This is a genomic window from Rhodococcus sp. ARC_M6 (genome assembly GCF_022810305.1).
GTDB lineage: Bacteria > Actinomycetota > Actinomycetes > Mycobacteriales > Mycobacteriaceae > Rhodococcus_F.
In genome coordinates this window covers 25,611-48,162 of sequence record NZ_JALGQH010000010.1, presented here as the reverse complement: position 1 = coordinate 48,162, position 22,552 = coordinate 25,611, and the positions used below count along the sequence as shown (strand labels likewise).

Annotated in this window: 11 protein-coding genes; 3 read left to right on the top strand and 8 right to left on the bottom strand. The window is 62.5% G+C overall.

What is annotated here, in order from left to right; translation table 11 throughout:
- Nucleotides 1-28 precede the first annotated feature (28 nt).
- Nucleotides 29-3,307 (top strand): arabinosyltransferase domain-containing protein, encoded by a 3,279-nt coding sequence (locus MTX36_RS13150; protein ID WP_374230478.1) that lies wholly within the window; start codon nt 29-31, stop codon nt 3,305-3,307.
- Nucleotides 3,308-3,397: 90 nt separating this feature from the next.
- On the top strand, nt 3,398-6,700 hold the full coding sequence (locus MTX36_RS13145; RefSeq protein ID WP_243620175.1) for an arabinosyltransferase domain-containing protein: 3,303 nt from the start codon (nt 3,398-3,400) through the stop codon (nt 6,698-6,700).
- Here the strand turns inward: MTX36_RS13145 and MTX36_RS13140 are convergent, their stop codons facing one another.
- Nucleotides 6,701-7,636: a DMT family transporter gene (locus MTX36_RS13140; RefSeq protein ID WP_243620174.1), complete on the bottom strand. Its 936-nt coding sequence runs from the start codon at nt 7,634-7,636 to the stop codon at nt 6,701-6,703.
- A gap of 74 nt (nt 7,637-7,710) precedes the next feature.
- On the opposite strand from MTX36_RS13140, the gene MTX36_RS13135 reads away from it, so the two are divergent.
- Entirely contained in the window at nt 7,711-8,628 is a 918-nt protein-coding gene (locus MTX36_RS13135) for a LysR family transcriptional regulator (protein ID WP_243620173.1), read from the top strand.
- 33 nt (nt 8,629-8,661) lie between these two features.
- On the opposite strand, the gene MTX36_RS13130 is transcribed toward MTX36_RS13135, so the two are convergent.
- The 7 genes from MTX36_RS13130 to MTX36_RS13100 all read right to left on the bottom strand — a co-directional run bounded on the left by MTX36_RS13130 (nt 8,662) and on the right by MTX36_RS13100 (nt 22,400).
- On the bottom strand, nt 8,662-10,203 hold the full coding sequence (locus MTX36_RS13130; RefSeq protein WP_243620172.1) for an acyl-CoA carboxylase subunit beta: 1,542 nt from the start codon (nt 10,201-10,203) through the stop codon (nt 8,662-8,664).
- On the bottom strand, nt 10,200-15,170 hold the full coding sequence (gene pks13, locus MTX36_RS13125; protein ID WP_243620171.1) for a polyketide synthase Pks13: 4,971 nt from the start codon (nt 15,168-15,170) through the stop codon (nt 10,200-10,202). The genes MTX36_RS13130 and pks13 overlap by 4 nt, the downstream gene beginning before the upstream one ends.
- A 37-nt stretch (nt 15,171-15,207) precedes the next feature.
- Nucleotides 15,208-17,097: a long-chain-fatty-acid--AMP ligase FadD32 gene (gene fadD32, locus MTX36_RS13120; RefSeq protein WP_243620170.1), complete on the bottom strand. Its 1,890-nt coding sequence runs from the start codon at nt 17,095-17,097 to the stop codon at nt 15,208-15,210.
- A 463-nt stretch (nt 17,098-17,560) separates the two neighbouring features.
- Nucleotides 17,561-18,514: a cutinase family protein gene (locus tag MTX36_RS13115; protein ID WP_243620287.1), complete on the bottom strand. Its 954-nt coding sequence runs from the start codon at nt 18,512-18,514 to the stop codon at nt 17,561-17,563.
- Between the two features lie 3 nt (nt 18,515-18,517).
- A complete protein-coding gene (locus MTX36_RS13110) occupies nt 18,518-19,078 on the bottom strand; it encodes a DUF732 domain-containing protein (protein WP_243620169.1) in 561 nt (186 codons plus the stop codon).
- A gap of 150 nt (nt 19,079-19,228) precedes the next feature.
- On the bottom strand, nt 19,229-21,115 hold the full coding sequence (locus MTX36_RS13105) for an alpha/beta hydrolase-fold protein (RefSeq protein ID WP_243620285.1): 1,887 nt from the start codon (nt 21,113-21,115) through the stop codon (nt 19,229-19,231).
- Between the two features lie 274 nt (nt 21,116-21,389).
- Nucleotides 21,390-22,400, bottom strand: a complete 1,011-nt coding sequence (locus tag MTX36_RS13100; RefSeq protein ID WP_243620168.1) for an alpha/beta hydrolase family protein — start codon at nt 22,398-22,400, stop codon at nt 21,390-21,392.
- Nucleotides 22,401-22,552 lie beyond the last annotated feature (152 nt).

The window sequence follows — 22,552 nt, the reverse complement described above, 5'->3', positions numbered from 1 at the left end:
GGGCGATACTCGCCTAACATCGTTCCTTGTGCCGTCTGAAGTAGTAGTACCCCCGAAACCTCTCCCGCCTGGTCCCGAAACTCCACACGAGTCGGACGCCCACCGGGTAAAGACGGCGCGACTCATCGCAATAGTCACCGGCCTGCTCGGTCTGCTCTTGGCTCTGGCAACACCGTTTCTTCCGGTGAAGCAGGAAGCAGCGAGCATCAACTGGCCGCAAGACGGCGCACTCAACAGCGTCTCGGCTCCGCTGATTTCGTACTCGCCGACGACACTGGACATCACCATCCCGTGCTCCACCCTCGGCCAACTGGGCGAAAGCGGCGGCACACTGGTCTCGACCATGCCGAACGGTGCACCGGACCGCGATGCCCGGGGACTCACGGTCCGAACTACCGCTGACAGCCTCGAAGCACTGACCCGCGATTCAATCCTGATCTCAGCGCCGCTCGATCAACTCAGCGGATGCACCGCGATCACGATCACCAGCGACTACCAGCAGACCGTCGCCACCGTGACCGGAACCGATCGGGCCCCGGTCACTCTGACCGGCGACTACCGCCCCCAGGTCGTCGGAATCTTCACCGACCTACAAGGCGCTGCTCCGGCCGGCCTGTCCGTCCAGATGGACGTCGACTCCCGGTTCTCGTCCAGTCCCACACTGATCAAACTGTTCGCGATGATCGTGGCGGCACTGTCCACCATCGTTTCGCTGTACGCGCTGCATCGGATCGACGGCGTCGACGGCCGTCGCGCTCGCCGCTTCCTTCCGTCACGCTGGTGGAAATTCACCGGCATCGACGCCGTGGTGATCGGAACCCTGCTCCTGTGGCATGTGCTCGGCGCCAACACTTCTGACGACGGTTACCTGCTCGGCATGGCGCGGGTTTCGGAGCATTCCGGATACATGGCCAACTACTTCCGCTGGTTCGGTGTACCCGAGGCCCCGTTCGGTTGGTACTACGACGTCCTCGCGACGCTCGCGAAGGTCAGCACCGCCAGTATGTGGATGCGCCTGCCCGCGTTGATCGCCGGGATCCTGTGCTGGATGGTGATCAGCCGCGAGGTCATTCCGAGGCTCGGGGTTGCGGTGCGCCGCAACAAGGTTGCCATCTGGACCGGCGGGCTTGTGTTCTTGGCGTTCTGGTTGCCGTACAACAACGGCCTGCGCCCCGAACCGATCATTGCCCTCGGCGCTCTACTGACGTGGTGCTCCATCGAGCGCGCTATCGCCACGGGTCGATTACTCCCCGCGGCCATGGCAGTTCTGATTGCCGCATTCTCCCTCGCTGCCGGTCCGTCGGGTCTGATCGCGATCGGCGCGCTGCTGGCCGGGGCACGCCCCATCGTGAAAATTCTGGTCGCGCGGGGTAAACGAGTGGGATTCTTCTCCCAGATCATGCCGATCCTTGCTGCGGGCACCATAGTGCTCGTTGCTGTTTTTGCCGATCAAACTTTGGCGACGGTACTCGAATCAACCAGGGTGAGAACGGCTATCGGCCCCAACGTTCCGTGGTTCGAAGAGCGCGTCCGCTGGGACGCGTTGATGACTATCTCTCCGGACGGCTCGTTGGCCCGCCGATTCGGCATGTTTGTCATGCTCCTCGGACTCGTCTTCTGCGTCATGATGATCCTGCGCAAGGGCCGCATTCCCGGCACCGCGATCGGACCGTCCCGGCGCATCCTCGGCATCGTATTCGCGTCGTTGCTCCTCATGCAGTTCACGCCGACGAAGTGGACTCACCACTTCGGTGTGTACGCCGGTCTGGCCGCGACAGTGGCGGTGCTGGTGGCGGTTGGTGTGAGTGCGTCGAGCATGCGTTCCAAACGGAACCGCGCACTGTTTGCCGCCGGAATCCTGTTCATTCTCGCGCTTGCCTTCACCAGTTCCAACGGTTGGTGGTACGTCTCGAGTTACGGCGTCCCCTGGTGGGACAAGCCGCCGTCCATCGCCGGCAAGGGCTTCTCCACCGGATTCCTCGGCCTGACGATTCTCGCTCTGTTGTTGGCGGCGTGGTACCACGTCCGCGAACCCCTCCAGAACGGAAACAGCAACGACAAGAACGGCAAGTCAGCCCGGTTGCTTGCCGCTTCACCCTTGACTATTGCAGCCGCTGCCGTCGTATTGTTCGAGGTATTGTCCCTGCTCAAGGGCGCGGTCGCGCAGTATCCGGCGTACTCGATCGGCAAGTCCAACATCGAATCCGTCTTCGGCGGATCATGCGGCTTGGCCGGAGAAGTTCTGGTCGAAGCCGATCCCGATGCCGGTCTGCTCACGCTGATCGACCGGCCTACGGACCTCCAAGGCGCCGGCGCCTTCGGCGCAAGTGACGCCGTCGGGTTCAGTCCCAACGGTGTGGCCAGCGATCTCACCGCTGACGCCGAGGACAAAACTGCGGGCAGCGCCAACAGCCTCGACACCACCAACACGTCCACCACAGCCAACCCCGGCACCGGAGCGGGAACCGAGGGTGGCGCGGGGTCCGGCGCCGGAATCAACGGCAGCGATGTCGCCCTCCCGTTCGGCCTCGATGCGGCGACCACACCGGTCCTGGGTAGCTACGGCGCTTCGCAGTCGGCCTCGCTCACCACAGGTTGGTACGGACTTCCCGAACGAAGTGACGCGGCACCCGTCCTGACGATCGCTGCCGCCGGACGCATCCGCTACGTGAACTCCGACGGCATCGTCACACCCGGTGCGGTACTTCAGGTGGAATACGGCCGGAAACAGCCCGACGGCAGTGTCACTTCTCTGGGACGCGTCGATCCGATCGACATCGGTCCGTCGCCGTCGTGGCGCAACCTGCGTGTTCCGATGGATCAACTTCCCGGCGACGCCGACACCGTGCGTCTGGTCGCCAGTGATACCGACATCGGTGGCGAGCAGTGGGTTGCGGTCACCCCGCCACGGGTTTCGACGATGCGGACGCTCCAGGACGTCGTCGGATCCACAGATCCGGTACTGATGGACTGGGCTGTGGGCTTGGCGTTCCCGTGCCAGCGGCCGGTAGACCACCTCTACGGTGTGGCCGAGGTGCCCAACTGGCGCATCCTGCCCGACCGCATCGGCGCGGAATCCACCAACGCGTGGGAAGACCACCTCGGCGGCGGACCGCTCGGATGGACCAGCCAACTCCTCGCGGCGACGGCACTGCCGACATATCTGAACAACGACTGGGATCGCGATTGGGGTTCGCTCGAGCAGTACACACCGCTCGATCCGGCGGCCACAACCGCCCGGCTCGACGTGACTACCGAAACGCGTTCCGGTACCTGGACTCCCGGACCGATTCGCAACCAATCCTAAAGTTACTGTCGCTAATAGCTGTTACGTGTGGACCTACCAACCCGAAGGCACGGTAGGTCCACACGGAACGCTCGCATACCATCGGTAGCCGTGCCCGACGTCGTAACAGTGTCACCCGTAGCTCCGAGTTCGCCGCCGCCATCCCTTCCGGATGCCCGCGAACTCTTCCGGCGAACTCGATTGGTTGCGATTGTCGCCGGCCTCATCGGGTTCTTCCTGGCACTGGCTACGCCGCTGTTGCCGGTTACCCAAACGACAGCGGCGGTCAATTGGCCGCAGAACGGCGTCATCGGCGACGTCGAGGCACCCCTGATGGCGCAGGTCCCCATCGACGTCAACGCGTCCATCCCCTGCAGCACAGTCGGATCCCTACCTGAAACCGGCGGCATCCTCCTGTCGACTGCGCCCGCTCAGGGCGCCGGCGCGGCGCTCAGCTCCATGTTCGTGCGGGTGTCCGCTACCAGCGTCGACGTCCTGGACCGCAATGTGGTGGTGGCGTCGGCTACGCGCGAGGACGTCGAATCGGGTCGATGCACCGCCATCACGTTCAACTCCGACATCAATCGGACTGCTGCCGAATTTGTCGGACTCACCTACCCCGACGGCAATCCGCTTCGAGGGCAACTCGACGGCGACTTCCGGCCCCAGGTGGTCGGTGTGTTCAGCGATCTGCCCGATGGTGCAGCACCCGAAGGCCTCGGCTTCTCGATGACGGTCGACTCACGCTTCTCTTCCAGCCCGACGACGCTCAAGCTCGTCGCGATGATCACCGCAGCCATCTCGACCATCGTCGCGCTGGTTGCGCTCGCAAAACTCGACGGCACCGACGGACGTACTCACCGGCGCTTCTTCCCCACTCGTTGGTGGAAGTTCTCCGGCCTCGACGGCGTTGTCGTCGGAACCTTGGTGCTGTGGCATTTCATCGGCGCGAACACTGCCGACGACGGTTACCTTCTCACCATGGCCCGGGTGGCCCCCGACGCCGGATACATGGCCAACTACTTCCGCTGGTTCGGTGTTCCCGAGGCCCCGTTCGGTTGGTACTACGACGTTTTGACCGCGATGGCCCAGGTTTCGACGGCCAGCCCGTTCATGCGCCTGCCGGCGTTGATCGCCGGAATCCTGTGCTGGATGGTCATCAGTCGTGAAGTTGTTCCCCGGCTCGGACGCGCCGTCCGCCGGAGCAACGTCGCGCTGTGGACCGGCGGCATGGTCTTCCTCGCGTTCTGGCTCGCCTACAACAACGGCCTGCGCCCCGAGCCGATCGTTGCACTCGGCGCACTGTTGACCTGGTGCTCCATCGAGCGCGCGATCGCCACCGGCCGGTTGTTCCCCGCTGCCATCGCAGTTCTGGTCGGCGCCTTCACCTTGGCTGCCGCGCCCACCGGATTGATGTGTATCGCAGCGCTTCTCGCCGGTGCCCGCCCTCTGATCCGCATCGTCGTCAAACGTCACCGCGAGGTCGGCACTGCAGCTCTGCTCGCGCCGATCATGGCAGCGGGAACCATCGTGCTGGTTGTGATCTTCGCGGATCAGACTCTGGCCGGCGTCCTCGAAGCCACCCGCGTGCGCACTATCATCGGCCCGAACCTCGAGTGGTACAAGGACTTCCTGCGGTACTACTACCTCTTCGTCGAGACCGTCGACGGCTCGGTGGCGCGCCGTTTCGCGTTCCTGACGATGATCCTGTGCCTGTTCACCACACTCTTCGTGATGCTGCGCCGCGGCCGCGTTCCCGGCGCTGCGACGGGTCCGTCCTGGCGCCTCGTGGGCGTCGTCTTCGGCACCATCTTCTTCATGATGTTCAACCCCACCAAGTGGACTCACCACTTCGGCGCGTATGCGGGCATCGCGGGTTCCCTCGCAGCTCTGACGGCTGTCGCGGTTTCCGCGACGGCTCTGCGGTCGCGTCGTAACCGCTCGGTGTTCGTTGCCGGACTCCTGCTGATGTTGGCGTTGACCTTCGCCGGTATCAACGGCTACTGGTACGTCTCGAGCTACGGCGTGCCATGGTTCGACAAGACCGTCTCCTTCAACGGTCGCGAATCCAACACCCTCTTCCTCGGACTCTTTGCACTCGCACTGGCAGTGGCAGCGTGGCAGTACTTGCGCGAAGGATTCGCGCCGGCACCCGAAAATCCGAACACCGCCAAGGGCAAGCGAATTCGCAAGTTCGCGGCAGCACCACTGACCGTGATCGCAGGCTTGATGGTCCTCTTTGCAGTACTCTCACTCCTCAAGGGCGCGATCTCGCAATACCCGGCATATTCTTTGGGACGCAGCAACATCGAAGCCCTCGCCGGCAAAACCTGCGGCATGGCCGACGACGTCCTCGTGGAGACCGACGTCAACTCCGGAAACCTTCGCGTCATCCCCACACCGGGGTTCAATGCCGAAGATCCCCTGTCCGGCGCCTCTGCGAAGGGCTTCTCCGCCAATGGAGTTCCCACCGATCTGACCGCCGATTACATCGAAGTCAAACAGGGCATGGGCAACACCGACAACCAGAGCGTCGGCCCCAGCTTCGTCACCGGATCAGGTGCCGGCACCAGCGGCGGCACCGGCAACATCGGCGCCAACGGCAGTACCGCCAAGCTCCCCTTCGGTCTCGACCCGGCGGTTACTCCCATCATGGGTAGCTACCAAACCGGCGTCCAAGAACCCGCCTCACTCACCTCGAGCTGGTACCAATTACCGGCTCGCAGTGAACAATCCCCCCTCGTTGTCATGTCGGTCGCCGGGCGCGTCTGGTCCGTCGACATCACCGGCGCAGTCACCTACGGGCAATCCCTGTTGGTCGAGTACGGCAAAACCCAGCCCGACGGAACCGTCGCGGCGCAGGGCTCGTACATGCCTCGCGATATCGGGCCCGCCCCGTCGTGGCGCAATGTTCGCATCCCCATCGACGAACTTTCCCCCGACGCCGACGCCGTCCGGGTGGTCGCATTCGATCCCAACCTGACGGGCGATCAGTGGATGGCGTTCACGCCGCCGCGTGTCCCCAAGCTCGAGTCCCTGAACTCGTACGTGGGTACCGAGCAGCCGGTACTCCTGGACTGGGCTGTGGGCCTTCAGTTCCCGTGCCAGCGCCCGTTCACTCACCTCAATGGTGTTGCCGAGATGCCGAACTTCCGCATCCTTCCGGACCGCCCCTTGGCCGTGAGCTCGACCGATACCTGGCAGTCCGCAGACAACGGCGGCCCCCTCGGATTCACCGAGGTACTCGCCAGTGCCACCACTGTCCCGACTTACCTGAAAGACGACTGGTCCCGTGACTGGGGCTCCCTCGAGCGCTACGACCGCTTCTTCCCGAATGCCACTGCGGCAGTTGTGGACACCGGCACCGCTACCCGTTCGGGTAGGTGGATTCCGGGCGAGATGCGGGTGCACTGATCAGGCGAGTACTGCTCGGGTGCGTTTGACGGAGACTGCTGATACCGCACCGACGACGACAACGCACCCGAGTAGCTGCATAACACTGGGCCGCTCACCTACGAGGAGAACTGCCAGAAGGACAGCGAGTACCGGCTGCATGAGTAGGAGTGTCGCTCCGACTTCGGCGGAAAGCCTCGGGAGCGAACGGCCCATCAACACCCAGCCGAACACTTGACCGACGAGAGCCAGCGCGACGAGCCAGAAGAACGCGTCCCAGCCCGGAACAAAATCGATCCGCCCCCACAGTGATCCGATCATGGAACCGGCAATACCGGCCGAGATCGTGGAGATCAATACCTGACTAGCGGCTCGATCCGACGCCCCGGTGAAGCCGACCATGAATATGTATCCGCCGTAAGCGATTCCGGAGACCAGAGACAGCACTGTTCCCCACATCAGGTCTGGTCCCGCGACCCCGCCACCGATCACACCGCCGGCAAGGGCAATGCCTCCGAACAGGAACGGCAATGCGAACAAGAATCGTCGGGGAACCCGATTGCCGAGTATCAACCACGACAGCGCAGGGACCACGATTACCTGCACATTCACGACGACGCTCGCAATGCCCGCACCAATCATCAGGATGGACTGCGACCACAGCGCGAAGTCCACGCCGAGCAGTATTCCGCCGAACAATTGCAGGATCACTGCCCTGCGGGTGGGCATACCCAACCTGCGGCATTCACGCCACGCCATCCAGGCAAGAGGAGGCAGTGCGAGGAAACAGCGAAAGAAGACAGCTGTCGACGGTCCGACATCGGCGAGTTTGATCAGTATCGAACTGACGGAAATCGCTGCTGCACCGGCAATGACCAGCACTCGAGGATCGATGCGTGCCGGAGCAATTCCGACGGGGTTGGGTGTTCCGGTAGTCGTACCGGTCAAAGACGTCACTACGACAATGTTCCTATTGCTAACTATTCAGCACAAGCGAATATTCACACCGATTATTCAGTAGCATTGCTACTGTGTTCAATCTCGAAAGACTACGCGCGCTGCATGCAGTCGCGGAGACCGGATCAGTCGCTGCTGCCGCCCGTGCCCTGCACGTCACCCCTTCGGGCATTTCTCAGCAGTTGAACAAGCTCGAACGCGAGGTCGGAGTGCCACTACTCGCACCCCAAGGCCGCGGTGTGCGTCTCACGGAAGCAGGATGGGTGCTCGCCCGCCGAACCGGTGAGGTCCTCTCGGTACTCGCCCAGGCCGAAGCCGAAATCGCCTCGCTGCAGAGCGAAGTGACGGGTCGACTACGCGTCGGCGCATTGGTGTCCCCCAGTCGAACTGTGCTGCCGCGAGCAATCGCCGAGATCAAACAAAATCATCCCCGGCTCGAGATCACGTTCCACGAAGGCGAATCCGAAGAACTCCTGCCGGCCCTGATTCGCCGCGACCTGGACATCGTAGTAGTGGACAGTTGGAGTACTGCTCCCGTCGAACTGCCCGACGAGATCTCGTTCATCCCCGTACACGACGATGTGGCGGTCGTCGCACTTCCCGCGTCACATCCATTGGCCGACAACAAGATCGTCGCACTCAGAGACCTGTCCGATCAAGCCTGGGCCACCTGGACGCCGGGCACGGACTTCCACGCCTTCACCGTGAGAATGCTGCGCGCTCAAGGGTTCGATCCTCGCATCGAATACGAGGTGGCCGAATTTCCCGCGCAAGTAGAGTTTGTCGCCCAAGGACTTGCCGTCGCGCTGATTCCACGGCTTGCGAGAGTTGTACCGCCAGAAGCCGTCCGAATGCTCGACACGATCCCGCCATTGGGACGCAGCATCTACCTGGCCTGGCGAACCGACAGTGATCGACCGGCTGTGCGGGCAGCAATCGAAGCGCTGCGCCGCCAGTTCGACGCACTCGACGGTCAGCCGCTCAATCCCTGAGCGGCTGACCGGAGCAAAGCAACTAAATGACAGTTACAGCGGGACCAAGTTGTGCTTACGCGGGTTCTTGTAAACCGCCTTGTCCTTCAGCAACTTCAGAGCCTTGCGGATCTGGAGGCGAGTCTCCGACGGAGCGATCACCGCATCGATGTATCCACGCTCAGCAGCGATGTACGGCGTCGCGACAAACTCGTTGTAGAAGTTGATCAACTGCGCGCGGACTGCGGGCGCGTTCTCGCCGGCCTCGGCCAACTGACGCCGGCCCATGATGTTGACGGCTCCTTCGGCACCCATCACGGCGATGCGAGCGGTGGGCCAGGCCAAGTTGATGTCGGCGCCGAGCTGCTTGCAGCCCATAACGGCGTAGCCGCCGCCGTACGACTTACGTACCACCACAGTCACCTTGGGCACGGTGGCCTCGATGTACGAGAAGAGGAAGCGACCGCCACGCTTGATGACGCCGACCTTTTCCTGCTCGACGCCCGGCAGGAAGCCCGGCGTGTCGACAACGAAGACGAGCGGAATGTTGAACGCGTCGCACAGTCGAACGAAGTGCGCAGCCTTGTCGGAACTGGCCGCATCAAGTGCGCCACTGAGGTACGTGGGCTGGTTTGCCACAACGCCGACGGGCAGTCCGTCGACGCGGGAGAACCCGGTGATGATGTTGTGCGCGACCTGGGCACCGATTTCATGGAAGGTGCCGTCGTCGAAGATCCGCAAAATGATGTCGTGCATGTCGTAACCGGCATTGTCGGCGTCCGGCATGAACGCGTCTAGCTCGAGGTCCGACTCGGTCATCTCGGGTTCGAGACCCGGATTGATCGCGGGAGCCTTCTCCTGGCAGGAGGAAGGCATGAAGCTCAAGTACTCGCGCACCCAGTCGAAAGCAGCCTTCTCGTCGGGAGCGACGTGATGGATGTTTCCGTATTCGGCCTGCTTACGAGCACCACCGAGGTCGTCGAGGCTGACCTCTTCGCCGGTCACCGACTTGATGACGTCGGGACCCGTCACAAACATGTAGGACTCTTCGGTGGCGACCACGACGTCGGTGTTGATCGGCGCGTACACCGCTCCGCCGGCACACTTGCCGAGAATCACCGAGATCTGAGGGCACAGTCCCGACAAAGGCTCCTGGCGCGAACCCATGTTGGCGTACCACGCCAGCGAGGAGACCGCGTCCTGGATTCGAGCTCCACCGGAATCGTTGATGCCGACGACCGGGCAACCCACCTTGAGCGCAAAGTCGTTGACGGCCGCGACCTTACGGCCGAACATCTCGCCTGCAGCACCGCCGAACACGGTCTGATCGTGTGCGAACACGGCGACGGGACGCCCGTCGACGGTTCCGTGGCCGGTCATGACGCCGTCGCTGTACGGGTTGCCTTCGCCCGCCATCTTGACCAGTGCGCCGATCTCGATGAAACTGCCCGGATCGAGCAGCATGTCGATGCGCTGGCGCGGCGTGCTGTGGCCGGCGGCGTCACGCTTGGCAATGGCCCGTGCCGAGCCGGGTTCCTTTGCCTTTTCCAACTTTTCGCGGAGTTCAGCTAGCTTCTCCGCGGTGGTCGTCGTCACTTCTGAACTCCGGTTTCCGCTGTCTCGATCTGGGCCAGCTTTTTGGTGAGGTCTGCCGCGACCTTCGCGATGTACGGCTCGTCGACGATCTGCAGGTGGTCCCCGCCGATGTAGACGACCTCGAGGTTCTTCACGTAGCTGCCCCAACCGCCGTCTGCCTTACGCGTTTTGAACGCAGGCTCGAGCGAGATGAGTTCATCGTGGTATTTGTCAGCCATGTAGATCACGACGTCGCCGTCGTAGTTCTTGAAATCGGCAGTCTGGATGGCACGGTTGTCCAACCACGACGTGCGCTGATGCTCGATGATGCCGCCGGGAATCTTGACGCCGCTCATCTTGATCATGTCCATGAGGAACTGAATCTGATCTTCATCGGATTCGATCTCGGCCAGAATATCCACCGGCAGTGGAACATCCAGGTTATAGGTGCGCTTCGCGAAGGCTCCGTACCGCTCCCAGCGCTTGCGGCGCTCTTCTGCGGTGTTGGGGACGTCCACGCCGGCCATGACGGTGTCGAGCATGCCGACAACCCTCACGTCGGCGCCCTGCTCACGCAGGATGTTCGCTACCGCGTAGGACAGCACTCCACCGAGCGACCAGCCGTACAGCACGTACGGGCCGTCACCCTGAATTTCGCGCAGTAGTGGAACGTACTCTGCGGCACGCTTCTCGATCGGACCCTCGATGCGCTCGAATCCGTACATCGGAGTGTCGGCCGGCAGACGCTTGAGCAGCGGCTCGTACGTCACCGTCGACCCACCGGCCGAATGGAATACGAATACCGGTACCGCAGTGGAACCTTCGGGGCGAGCACGCAAGATACGCATGACGCCGTCGATCTTGCCGTCGTCCTCGAGGTACTGACGGACGATGTCCGCAAGTTCCTCGATGGTCGTGGAATTGCGCACGTCGTCGGCAGTGACTTCGCCGTCGGCCCGCTCGGAGAGTCGAACCGACAACTTCTCGGCCGTCTCGTCGTCGACAGCGGGCAAGGTGTTGAAGATGCCCTTGGCCGATGCGCCGGTGACTACGGCCCACGTCGCAAACGTCAAGCGCTCGGCCGCATCTCGCGGCGGAACGTCGGATCCGGCGTCGTCCGCAGTTCCCGCACGAGACGGATCAGACGGGACCGGAACCGTAGGAGCAGCAGCAACCGGAACAGGCATCTCCACCACCGGTTCCACTGTCACTGCCTCGTCGTCAGCAGCATCCGCCGCCAACTTCTCGGCCGCCTGCTTGTCCGCCATCTCCTGAACTTCTTCGCGGTTCTCGATCGCGTAGCGCAGGTACTTGTTGACCTCGAGCAGGCTTGCATCCTTGACGGCCTGCAACTGCAACTGCGGAATGTCGAACTCGTACTCGACGCGGTTCTTGATACGCATCGCCATCAGCGAGTCCAAGCCCAGTTCGATGAGCGGAACCTCGGCCGGCAGATCCTCCGGCGAGTAACCCATCGATTCGGCGACAACGATCTTGAGGCGATCGTCGATACTCTGCGAACCGTTGGGGTCCCACTTGTCACCGGCGTCTTCGACGACCTCGGTCAGGGCTTCCATCGTGCCCGTGGACCGAACCGGTGCGGCAACAACGAGTTCCGGCAAAGCCTCACCCGCGGTGACGACGGCGTCGAGCAGCAACCGGAAGTTGCCACCTTCACGTGCATGCACCTGCAACGACGCACCACCGGGATGCGGGTTGAGTGTTGTGGTCAACGTTGCGGCAGCAGCGATATCGCCCTGCGGAACAGCTGCGGTAAGCGTTACGTCCGAAAGCACCTGCGCGGCAGCGGCAGTCACGAGAGCATTCAGATCACCGGCAACTGCAGCGTCGACCTCCCAGACGTGGCGGCCGTCAGGCAGTGCAACGTGCGAACCCGGAACGCGGGACGCCCCACCGGCACTGACACGAATGTCCAGCCAGTACGGCTTGCGCAGGAAAGCAGTGCGTGGCAGGACTGCAAATTCGCCTGCCGGAAGCAGGGATTCGAGATTCACGGCATGGCCGTGCACGTAGAGCTGAGCCAAAGCCGCCAGAACGCCGGCAGATTCGTCTTCTTTACGCTTGAGCGTCTGGATGAGCGCCATGTCGTGGAGACCGGCATCGAATGCCGTCGCAGCCACCGACATCAACGTCACCGGATTGGGGGCAAGCTCCACAAACGTGGTGTGCCCGTTGGCAACTGCGAGCCGTACAGCGTTGGTGAAGTACACGCTGTGGCGCAGGCCCTTGACCCAGTACGCCTCTTGATGGATCGGCTCGTGGCCGGCCCGGTAGAAGGTTTCCTTGTCGACGGACGAGTAGACACCCAGCTTCAGCGTCGATGCTTCGAGACCGGCCAATTCGGCAGCGAGCTCACCGAGCAGCGGATCAACCTGCGACGTATGGCTTGCACCCTTGGTCTGCAGGACGCGAGCCATCTTCCCGTCGGCCTCGGCTGCGGCAACGATCGCCTCGATGTCGGGCTGCGGTCCACCGATCACCGTGTGCGTCGGAGCTGCGTAGACGCAGACCTCGAGCTTGGGGTAGGTGGGCAGCAGCGCTTCGATCTCGGTTGCGCTGTACTCGAGCAGAGCCATCAGACGGATGTCGTCACCAACGAGACCGCTCTCGGCCTCGCCCATCAGACGTGAACGCGAACAGATAACGCGCACAGCATCTTCGAGGTTCAAGCCGCCTGAAATGTAAGCCGCGGCAGCCTCGCCCATCGAGTGGGGAACAACCGCTTCGGCGTCGGCGCCGTGATGACGCAGCAGCGCGGCCAAGCCGATCTGGATGGTGAAGATAGCGACCTGAGCGGTTTCGACGTTGTACTCGAGAGCATCGTCGAGGAACATCTCGGCCACCGAATACCCGGCTTCGTGCACGATCAGCGCGTCGACCTCGTCGACGGCTGCCCTGAACACCGAGTTCTCCGTGTACAGCTGCTTGGCCATCTTGCGGTGCTGCGAGCCAAAGCCCGAGAACACCCACACAGCACCCTTGGGCGACGGCGAATCAGCCGAAAACACTCCGGGAGCAGGCTTTCCGGCAGCAACAGCGCGCAATGCGCTGATTGCCTCGGAACGAGTCGTGGCTACAACGGCAGCACGCGAACGACCGTGGTTGCGACGCGAGAGTGTGCGCGCAACATCGGTAAGCGGCGTCATGCTGCCGGCTTCGGTTTCGAGCCAGTCGGCCAGATCAGCGGCGGCGCGGCGACGACGCGACGGCAGTGCGCCCGATACTGCCAACACCACGGCCTGCTCCGCGGTGGGAACACCCATCGACTCCGCTGCCTCGGCGAGAACACCGGCAGCTTCTGTCTCCACGTCCAGATCAGCATCGGCAGTGGCCGGCACATACTCACGAACAACGACGTGCGCATTGGTTCCACCGAAACCGAATCCGGAAACACCCGCAACAGCCTTGCCGGTGTACCGCGGCCAGTCCGTCGTCTCCGACGTCACCTGAAGGTGAGCCTTGTCGAAATCGATGTGCGGGTTGGGACCCAGGTAGTTGAGCGTCGCGGGAATCTTGTTTTCCTGCATCGCCAGGACGACCTTGATCAGACCGGCAGCACCGGCTGCGGCCTCGAGGTGTCCGAAGTTGGTTTTTGCGCTACCGAGCAGTGCAGGCTTGTCGTCGTCGCGACCTCGACCTACTACGCGACTGAGAGCGTCGGCCTCGATGGGATCCCCGAGATCGGTGCCCGTGCCGTGCGCCTCGATGTAGTCGACGGTGCTCGGCAGGATGCCGGCGTCGCGGTACGCGAAGCGCAACACGTCGGCCTGAGCATCGGGGTTGGGAGCGAGGAGACCGTTGGAGCGGCCGTCCTGGTTGATGGCTGTTCCGGCGATCACCGCAAGGATGGAATCGCCGTCACGCTCGGCGTCCTCCACCCGCTTGAGCGCAACCAGTCCGCCACCTTCGGAACGCACGATGCCCTCGGCCTCAGCCGAGAACGCGCGCAGTTTGCCGTCGGGTGCGAGCATGCCGATCTGATCGAAAGCGAGGGTTCCGGCCGGAGCCAGCAGCATGTTGATACCACCGGCAAGAGCGATATCGGAGTCGCCGCTACGCAGCGAGCGCACTGCCTCGTGCACCGCGACCAGCGAAGACGAGCACGCGGTGTCCAGGGCAATGGACGGTCCGCGGAAATCGAAGAAATACGAGACCCGGTTCGCGATGACAGCCGTCGACGTACCGGTCAATGCGTACGGATGCGCATTCGGATCGCTGACAGCGAGCAGCTGGTAATCGTTGGCGGAACTGCCGATGAAGACACCGACCTGCTTGCCTTTGAGCCCGCTGGCGGGGATGCGCGCGTGCTCGAGCGCTTCCCAAGCCAATTCGAGAGCGAGACGTTGCTGCGGATCGACGTTGACAACCTCGAGCGGAGACATCGCGAAGAACTCCGCGTCGAATCCCTTGACGTCGTCGAGGTAACCGCCCTTGGTGTGAGCCTTCTCGATCGCCGCCTTGATGGCGGGATCGGACATGAACTCGACCCAACGATCCTCAGGCAGGTCGCTGATGCCGTCGCGGCCCGCAGCGAGCATGTCCCACATATCCGAGGGGGTGTGCCCGGCGCCGGGGAAACGCGTCGACATGCCGACGATTGCGATGTCGTGAGCATCCGTCGCGGCACCTGACGCGTAGTACGACGCGTCAATGGTCTCTTCGGGTGCTTCGGGCTCGCCCTCGATGATCCGGGTAGCCAGCGAGGCGATGGTCGGATGTTGATACGCAACCGTCGCGGTCAGCGTGATGCCGAGCAGATCTTCGATGTCGCCGCTCAAGGCAACCGCATCGCGAGATGCGAGCCCGAACTCTTCCATCGGCCGATCGTCGGTGATCAATGCCACGGGCTGACCCGTCGCGTTGGCAATCCAGTTTCGCAGCCACTCACGCAACTGCGAAACGCTCATGTCGACGCCGTTCACGCTGGAGTCGACTGTATTGCCCTGCGTACCATCTTGTTCAACCATCAACTCACCAAGCTACCGATCATGAAGGGGATGTTCCTCAAACGCTATCGGGGAATGCAGATTGCTGATAGCCACCACGCAGCGTTCCCTCGATGTAGCTTGCCTTGCACGCACGCCGAGCGATCTTGCCGCTGGACGTACGGGGAATGGAACCAGCCGGAACCAACAGAATGTCGCGTGCCGTCACACCGTGACGAGACGCAATTGCGGCCCGGACGGTATCGGCGATCGGCTGCGGATCAGCCTTACCGGCACCCGGCGCACGTTCCGCGACGATGACCAACTGCTCAGAGGCGTCGTCGTCGTCGAACGTAAGGCCCGAATGGGAGTTCGCGAACACGACGGGCGGCAACTGGTTGGCCGGAACGGCGAATGCGGCGACAAATCCCGGACGCAGAGCCGGGCTTGCTTCCTGCGCGGAAACCTCGATGTCCTGCGGGTAGTGATTGCGGCCGTCGACGATCACCAGATCCTTGACACGTCCGGTGATGTACAGCTCGCCGTCGACGTAGACGCCGAAGTCGCCGGTACGCATCCAGTTGGCGTCCATCGGCAGGTCTTCGGTGTGACTGTCTTCAGGCAGACGGTTGGTCAGCTTGTTGTGGAAGGTCTCGGCGGTCTCGTCGGGACGTCCCCAGTAGCCGACGCCGATGTTCTCGCCGTGCAACCAGATCTCGCCGACGTGGTTGTCGAGAACCTCGGTCGCAGTTTCGGGATCGACAATGGCAGCCCACTGACTACGCGAGACGTACCCACACGACACCTGAGCGATCGCATTTTCTGCGTGCTGATCCACGATGACCATGCGGCCCTTGTTGAGCTCGGCACGGTCGACGTAGATGACCTTGGCCTCGTCGGAATGCTTGGTCGAGGACACGAACAGCGTCGCCTCGGCCATTCCGTACGACGGCTTGATCGCTGTCTTGGGCAGACCGTAGGGCCCGAAGGCTTCGTTGAACTTGCGCATCGACGACGTCGTGACCGGCTCACTGCCGTTGATCAGACCGATGACGTTGCTCAGGTCCAGCTCTTCGCCGTCCTTGGGCAGACCGCGCGCAGCAGCATGCTCGAAAGCGAAGTTGGGAGCGGCGGCGAACGTGCCGGCACCGTCCTTGGCAGCCGCGAGTTCCTTGATCCAGCGGTAAGGCCGCTGAACGAAGGCGCGCGGGCTCATGATGGTGATGTACTTGCCACCGAACGCAGGCAGGATGACCGTGAGCAGACCCATGTCGTGGAACAGGGGCAGCCAGGTGACGCCGCGTGAATCCTCGGTGAGTTCGATGGAGTCGACCATCTGCAGGGCATTGGTTCCGACAGCGCGGTGCGTGATCTCCACACCGGCGGGAACTCGCGTCGAACCCGACGTGTACTGCAGGTAAGCGATGTCGTCGAAACCGATGTCGGGGCGAACCCACGTTTCACCGACGGTGTCGGGAATGGCGTCGACGGCGATGATGCGGGGACGTTCGGCAGCCGGCAGCGAACGGAAGAGCGCCCGGACACCGGCAGCCGACGAAGCGGCCGTCAGGATGGCCGTCGGCTTGCAGTCACCGAGGACTGCGTGCAGCCGATCGGAGTGACCAGGCTCGTCGGGATCAAAGAGCGGAACGGCGATGGAACCGGCCTGGATGGCCGCGAAGAACGAGACTACGTAGTCGAGGCCCTGGGGTGCCAGAATCGCCACTCGGTCGCCGCGCTTGGTGACCTGCTGCAGACGCGCGGCAACAGCGCGCAGACGTACACCGAACTGGTGCCACGTCAGTTCTTGCGCTTCGCCGTCACGCTCACGTGAGTAGTCGATGTAGCGGTACGCAAGCTCGTCCGCGTTGACACGCGAGTGTTGCTCGACATAATCGACCAGAGTAAAGCCTTCTTTAAGGCGGATCCGGCCCTTCTCGTCGAGAAAACCATCGAACAGCGCGTTCATTCCATCTCCTCCGAAGCGATCACACAAGCATATTTGGTCATGCTTGCGCCCCAGACTTCCTTCGCTCTCTCGGGTATATCTTCGATCAAACCAATCGCGCTGCGTGCGCAACTCACCTAAATCACTTCATCGATCCCAAACCATCGATATGTTACAGATCCGCATCATCCGCATCGCCGGTGCACTCTACCCACCTCAGCGAAGCGTGAAAACCTCGATCGAGAGCTGTGATCATGGCCACCTAGTAGCCAGCTGCGAACCGGGATGTACGGCGCGCCGGGGCGGCCGTCGGTGGAACTCATGTATCGCTTCTCCTCTATCGGGCGGGTCACGTCTGGCAGACAGACGTGAGTGGTGGACAACTCCGGTAGATCGAACCTACTCGTGAGTCACCTACGTCACAGCACTTTAGAGGACAAGCCGGATCATTTCTGCATTTCACCTGCGACCAGTCTTGCGGACATCAACTGTGCGGCGGAGTCGGCGCAGAATTTATCTTGTCAGCCGCCCACTGTGCCATCCATTGAGTGGCCGTCGTGCCGTCCGGGTCCACTGCGAAAGAGTTGTACAGGGCATGCACAGGATTGTTGTAGTACTCCAACAGGCGAGGCAGGGACGTCAACAGGTTTCCCGGATTCAATGCTGCCGGCGGAGCGTCACAGATTCCGTCGCTGGGCGCGCAGATCTGATACGTCCGATCATCGAGCTTGCCGAACCCACCCTCGCGGGCACCCGTCATCGTGAGACCCGGCAGCTTCAGCCCGTTCAAGGACAGTTCCGCCCCCACTCCGGCAACGCTGGGGCCAACGGTGATTCCATGGGCTGGATCACGACGGCCGTCGGCAATCAGTCCGACGCCCAGAACCAGATCTGCCGGCACTGCGCCCGTTCCGTTGCCGATGCCGGCGGCAACGTCGCCGGCGATGACCGCACCTTGCGAAAAGCCGGTCAGCAGATAGCTCGTCAGCGGACATTCAGCGTGACGCTTTACCAGAAACTCGTTGGTAGCAGCAGTTCCCGCAGCCCGACTGTTGTTGTACGACTGCTGTCCGTCCGGCGGAAACGCAACCGGATTCGAGAACTGCGCGACGTACGGAACGGTGTAGACGTCAGCACGTGAAGGATCGAACTGCTCCTGCAACGGCCTGGTGACATTGAGCATCAACGATGCTGGATTAGCCGTCGGGTTGTACGGATCGTCGGCGACGCTGGATTCCCACGTGCCCGGAATGGCAACCACCTGGACATCGGGACAACTGGCCGGCTGGGACGACGGTTGCTCCGGGCCCGGAGGCAACGGAACCGGCGACGGAACGCGACCGGCAAGGATGTACCAACCGCCGATCACGACGGCAGCAACCACCAGAATGATCAGCAGCGGGATCAGACAACCCCGCCGCTTTCCGCCTCGCGCCATCATCTACTTGCAGAAAGTAGCGTTGGCGACGTCGATGTAGATCTGCGCGTTCGCGGTGGCCTGCTCGGGTGTGATCGCGGTGCCGTCCGGAGACGCGGAGCCCACGACAGCGGTCACCAGCGCCAAGACCTCGGCGTCGGACGTGCCCTGCGCGTTGGCAGCACAGATGTAGTTGGCAGTGTTGACTGCGATGCTGCCGTCACCCTCCGGAGCGATTCCCTTTGCCTTCAGACCGTCGAGGAACGCCTGCGATTCGGGGCTGACCTCGACGTTTGTCGGACCCGGGAAACCTTCGATGCTCTGGGGCTGCTCCGGCGGTGCCGTAGCGGCCGCACCGGGACTGGTGGGCGGCGCTGAGATCGTAGTAGTCGCGGCCGCCGAACCTGAACTGCTCGGGGCCGCCGTCGACGAAGAAGAAGCCACGACGGACGACGTCACCGGAGTCGATGTGACCGTCGAATCATCACTGCCACAGGCGACCAGTAGGCCACCGGTGACGAGTGTCAAAGATCCCACCGCGATCGCGCGCGCAAACGTGTTTCGGTTACCCGAGAAAAGCGACATCAAAGTCCATCCTTGCCTTCAGTCGAAAGTCCATCATCAGGTTACGCAACGCACGACGGGCGAGCACCGATCAGTGATCGGGCCCGCCCGTCGTGCGGTACGTGTCGTACGTTTCGTTCTACTGCTGAACAGTTTTACCGGTGAGCAGTTCTACTGGTGAACTTCGGTCTTGTCGCCGATCACCGTGATCCAGCCGAACTGGAAGTTCTGCTGAACTCCGCCGGGGATGTCGAACTTGTCACTGATCGGGAATCCGATCTTTCCCGCTTCGTAGCCGACGCTCTTCCAGCCGTCGAAAATCGGTCCGTTGGCGACGGTCCAGGCACCCGAGGCGGGGCTCCAGTAGATGTTTCCGCCGTCGAACTCGGTGAAGCGGCCGTTGTCCTTGACCACAACTTCGTTGGACTTGGGGAAACCGAGCCATCCGCCTTCCCAGCCTTGTTCGCCGTACTTGGCCATGATCATGCCCATGACTGCGAAGGTACCGCTGGCACTGTTGTACATCGCTCCGATTTCGAAGCCCTGCACGTTGCCGGCCTGGCCGGGAGTCGCGATCGCCGCGGCAGTCGGGTAGCCGAGCGGGCCACCTTCCCATCCCTGCCGGGACCATTCATCCAAGATCGGTCCGCTCACTGCATGCGCACCGGTCTGCGGGGTCCAGTAGATGGAACCCTTCTGGAAGTGGTTGTAGCGTCCACGTCCGTCGGGCGTTCCATTTTCCGGGGTGGTCGGGAAGCCGAGCGTGCCGGCTGCTGCACCGTTGTTCATGTATTCGCCGGCGATGCGGCCGGCAACAGGATTTGCACCGGTACCGGAGGTCCAGTAGATGCGGCCGTTCCGGAAGTCCTGCGCAAGGCCACCAGCGACGCTGTACTCGGACGTGACGCAGTCACCGATCCAGGTGTTTGCCGCTGCCGTTGCACCGATCGCACCGGAAGCGCCGCAGAGCGGCTTCTCGACATCGGTACCGATTGCGTTGGCGAGCTGCGGCCACAGCTGATGAAGCTCGAACTGCCAGTACGGCCACGAGTGCGTGCCGGACGGACGGTAGTTGATCTGGGCAGGAATGCCGAGAGTGTTGAGCTTGGTCGCAAATGTCTGCGACGTCAGTCGAGCCAGAATTTCGAGGCCCATGCCGGCGTAGTTGGTGCTGACGCCCGGAACGACAGACGGCTGGTCGTACGGACCGGTGGTACCGCTACCACTCGAAACATACAGGCTGACGCCCTTGAGCTTGTCTGCGATCGAGTACGGATCGTGGGCAGCCCACGCGGGGTTGGACGGAGGGCCCCACATAGCGGTGGAGTCGAATTGTCCGGCGTCGTTCATCGCGAAGCCGATTGCCTGCGGCATACCGAGCGAAGTCGTCGTCAGGATTCCGGACAGCGACGCTGCGAACTTGAAGAAGCCGGGGTTACGTGCGGTGAGGGCCATCGCGGCCGTGCCACCCATGGAGAGTCCGACGACGCCACGGGTCTGCGTGGTTCGCCAGTCGTTCTCGAGAATGGACGGCAGTTCCTTCGTCAGGAACGTTTCCCACTGATAGAACACGCCGTTGTCGGGCTTGAGCCAGTCGGCGTAGAAGCTGGACTGACCGCCGACGGGAAGAATCACGTTGACGTTCTTGTCCGCGTAGAACGATTCGGCGTCGGTTTCGGCGGTCCAGCCGTTCTCGATGTCGGTGGCGCGAAGGCCGTCGAGCATCCAGACAGAGGGGAAGGACGCCGCCGGAGTCACATTCCAGTCACGGGCCAGGAGAACCTGAACCTGAATCGGAATGCCCATCGACGGGGAGTTGATCCACAGTGCGACGCGGCGCTCGCTGAGCCACTCCACCTTGCCGACGGTCGCACCACCCTGGTTCTGGGTCGCGACCGGTGCGGTGAGCGCCGGGACGGGTGCAGCGGTGGCGGTGCCTGCAGTCGTCAGTCCTGCCGCGATCGGCAGGACCAGCAGAGCTGCCAGCGTTCCGACGACCTTCGATCGATAGGTCCCGTGGGACCGACTACGGTCCACCCTGGCAAGGCCTACTCGCATGAGTTCACTCTCTTTCCTTACGTCCGGTCCGCGTGTCTTGATCGTCATGCTTGATCATCGAGGCAAATAAGCATCGGTGCGCCAGTTCAGCGGCCAGACCTCGGTCGAAACTCTTTCTACACGCAAAGGAGTCACGCGTGGGGTCGGCGCGCTGTTACTGATGGTGCAATTGTTACCGAAGTCTAGGTTTACGTCATTCCTTGAACGCACAAGTGCCGCTCCGATCTCCTTTTCGGGAGTCCGGAACGGCACTGGTGAAGTGACTAGGTCACGATTACCGAGCGTTCATGGTGTCAAGAATCTGATTGCGAGCCTTGAACAGTTCCTCTGACCAGTAGGCCCACATGTGGGTTCCGTTGGAGGGGAAGCTGTAGGTGGCCGGAATGCCGAGCGTGTTCATCCGGACCTGGAATGCGCGGGTGTTGGCCAGTGCAATTGCCTCGAGGCCCATGGCGTTTGCCGTGTTGTAGTAACCGACCAGGCCCTTGGGGTTGTCGTACTTGCCGGTCAGACCGCTGGCTGCCGAGATGTACATCGACAGGCCCTTCAGGCGCGGAGCGAAGACGAACGGGTCGTTACGCAGCCAAGCCGGGCTCCACGGGGGACCCCACATGGAGTCGACGTTGAAACGGCCGGCATCGAGCATTGCGACGCGGATGGCTTCACGCATACCGGGAGCCGAGATGTTCAGGTAACCCGACAGCGAGCCGGCAAACTTGAACTGATCGCGGTGGTAGGCGGCGAGAGTCAGTGCAGCACTGCCACCCATCGACAGGCCGAGAACGGCGTTGTTGGTGGGCGAGACGCCGTAGTTCGCGAGGAAGTTCGGGAGCTCTTCCGTGAGGAAGGTTTCCCACTTGTAGGTCATTTCCTGACCGTTGAAGTTCGAGGGCGCGTACCAGTCGCTGTAGAAGCTGGACTGTCCGCCGACGGGCATCACCAGGGTGATGTTGTCGTCGCGGTACTGCTCGAGCGCGTTGGTCTCGAAGGTCCACGCGTTGGCGTCGTCACGAGCGCGAAGGCCGTCGAGCAAGTAGAGAGCCGCGTTTCCGCCGCGTGCGGCCCACTGGACCTGCACCTTGATGTTGCCCATGGTGGAGGGAACCCAAAGTTCCTCGAATCCACCCCACGGCGCGGAGTGAGCGGGAGCAGCGTGCGCGGGAGCAGCGGTAGCAACAGCGCTACCGGCGACGCCTGCGGCGAGGGGAAGCACAAGTGCTGCGGCACCGATTGCAAGTGCTCGGTGCTTGAGGCGCTGCGATAGCCCCGTTCTGGCAAAACGCATGAATACTGCTCTCTCTCTTCGTCTACGGCATCGCTCCGGGAGGAGAGATACCGACGGATTCCGTCGGGGAACAGGCTTTTCCGTCAGCCCCGACAATCCGGGCTGACGGCGGACCTCGTTCCAAGTCACACTGCGCTCGGTGGACCTTATGT

What these genes read in the sequence shown, in the direction of transcription:
- pks13 (WP_243620171.1), bottom strand. Translation starts at nt 15,170, where the DNA reads ATGGTTGAACAAGATGGTACGCAGGGCAATACAGTCGACTCCAGCGTG.
- fadD32 (WP_243620170.1), bottom strand. Translation starts at nt 17,097, where the DNA reads ATGAACGCGCTGTTCGATGGTTTTCTCGACGAGAAGGGCCGGATCCGC.
- MTX36_RS13115 (WP_243620287.1), bottom strand. Translation starts at nt 18,514, where the DNA reads ATGGCGCGAGGCGGAAAGCGGCGGGGTTGTCTGATCCCGCTGCTGATC.
- MTX36_RS13110 (WP_243620169.1), bottom strand. Translation starts at nt 19,078, where the DNA reads ATGTCGCTTTTCTCGGGTAACCGAAACACGTTTGCGCGCGCGATCGCG.
- MTX36_RS13105 (WP_243620285.1), bottom strand. Translation starts at nt 21,115, where the DNA reads ATGCGAGTAGGCCTTGCCAGGGTGGACCGTAGTCGGTCCCACGGGACC.
- MTX36_RS13100 (WP_243620168.1), bottom strand. Translation starts at nt 22,400, where the DNA reads ATGCGTTTTGCCAGAACGGGGCTATCGCAGCGCCTCAAGCACCGAGCA.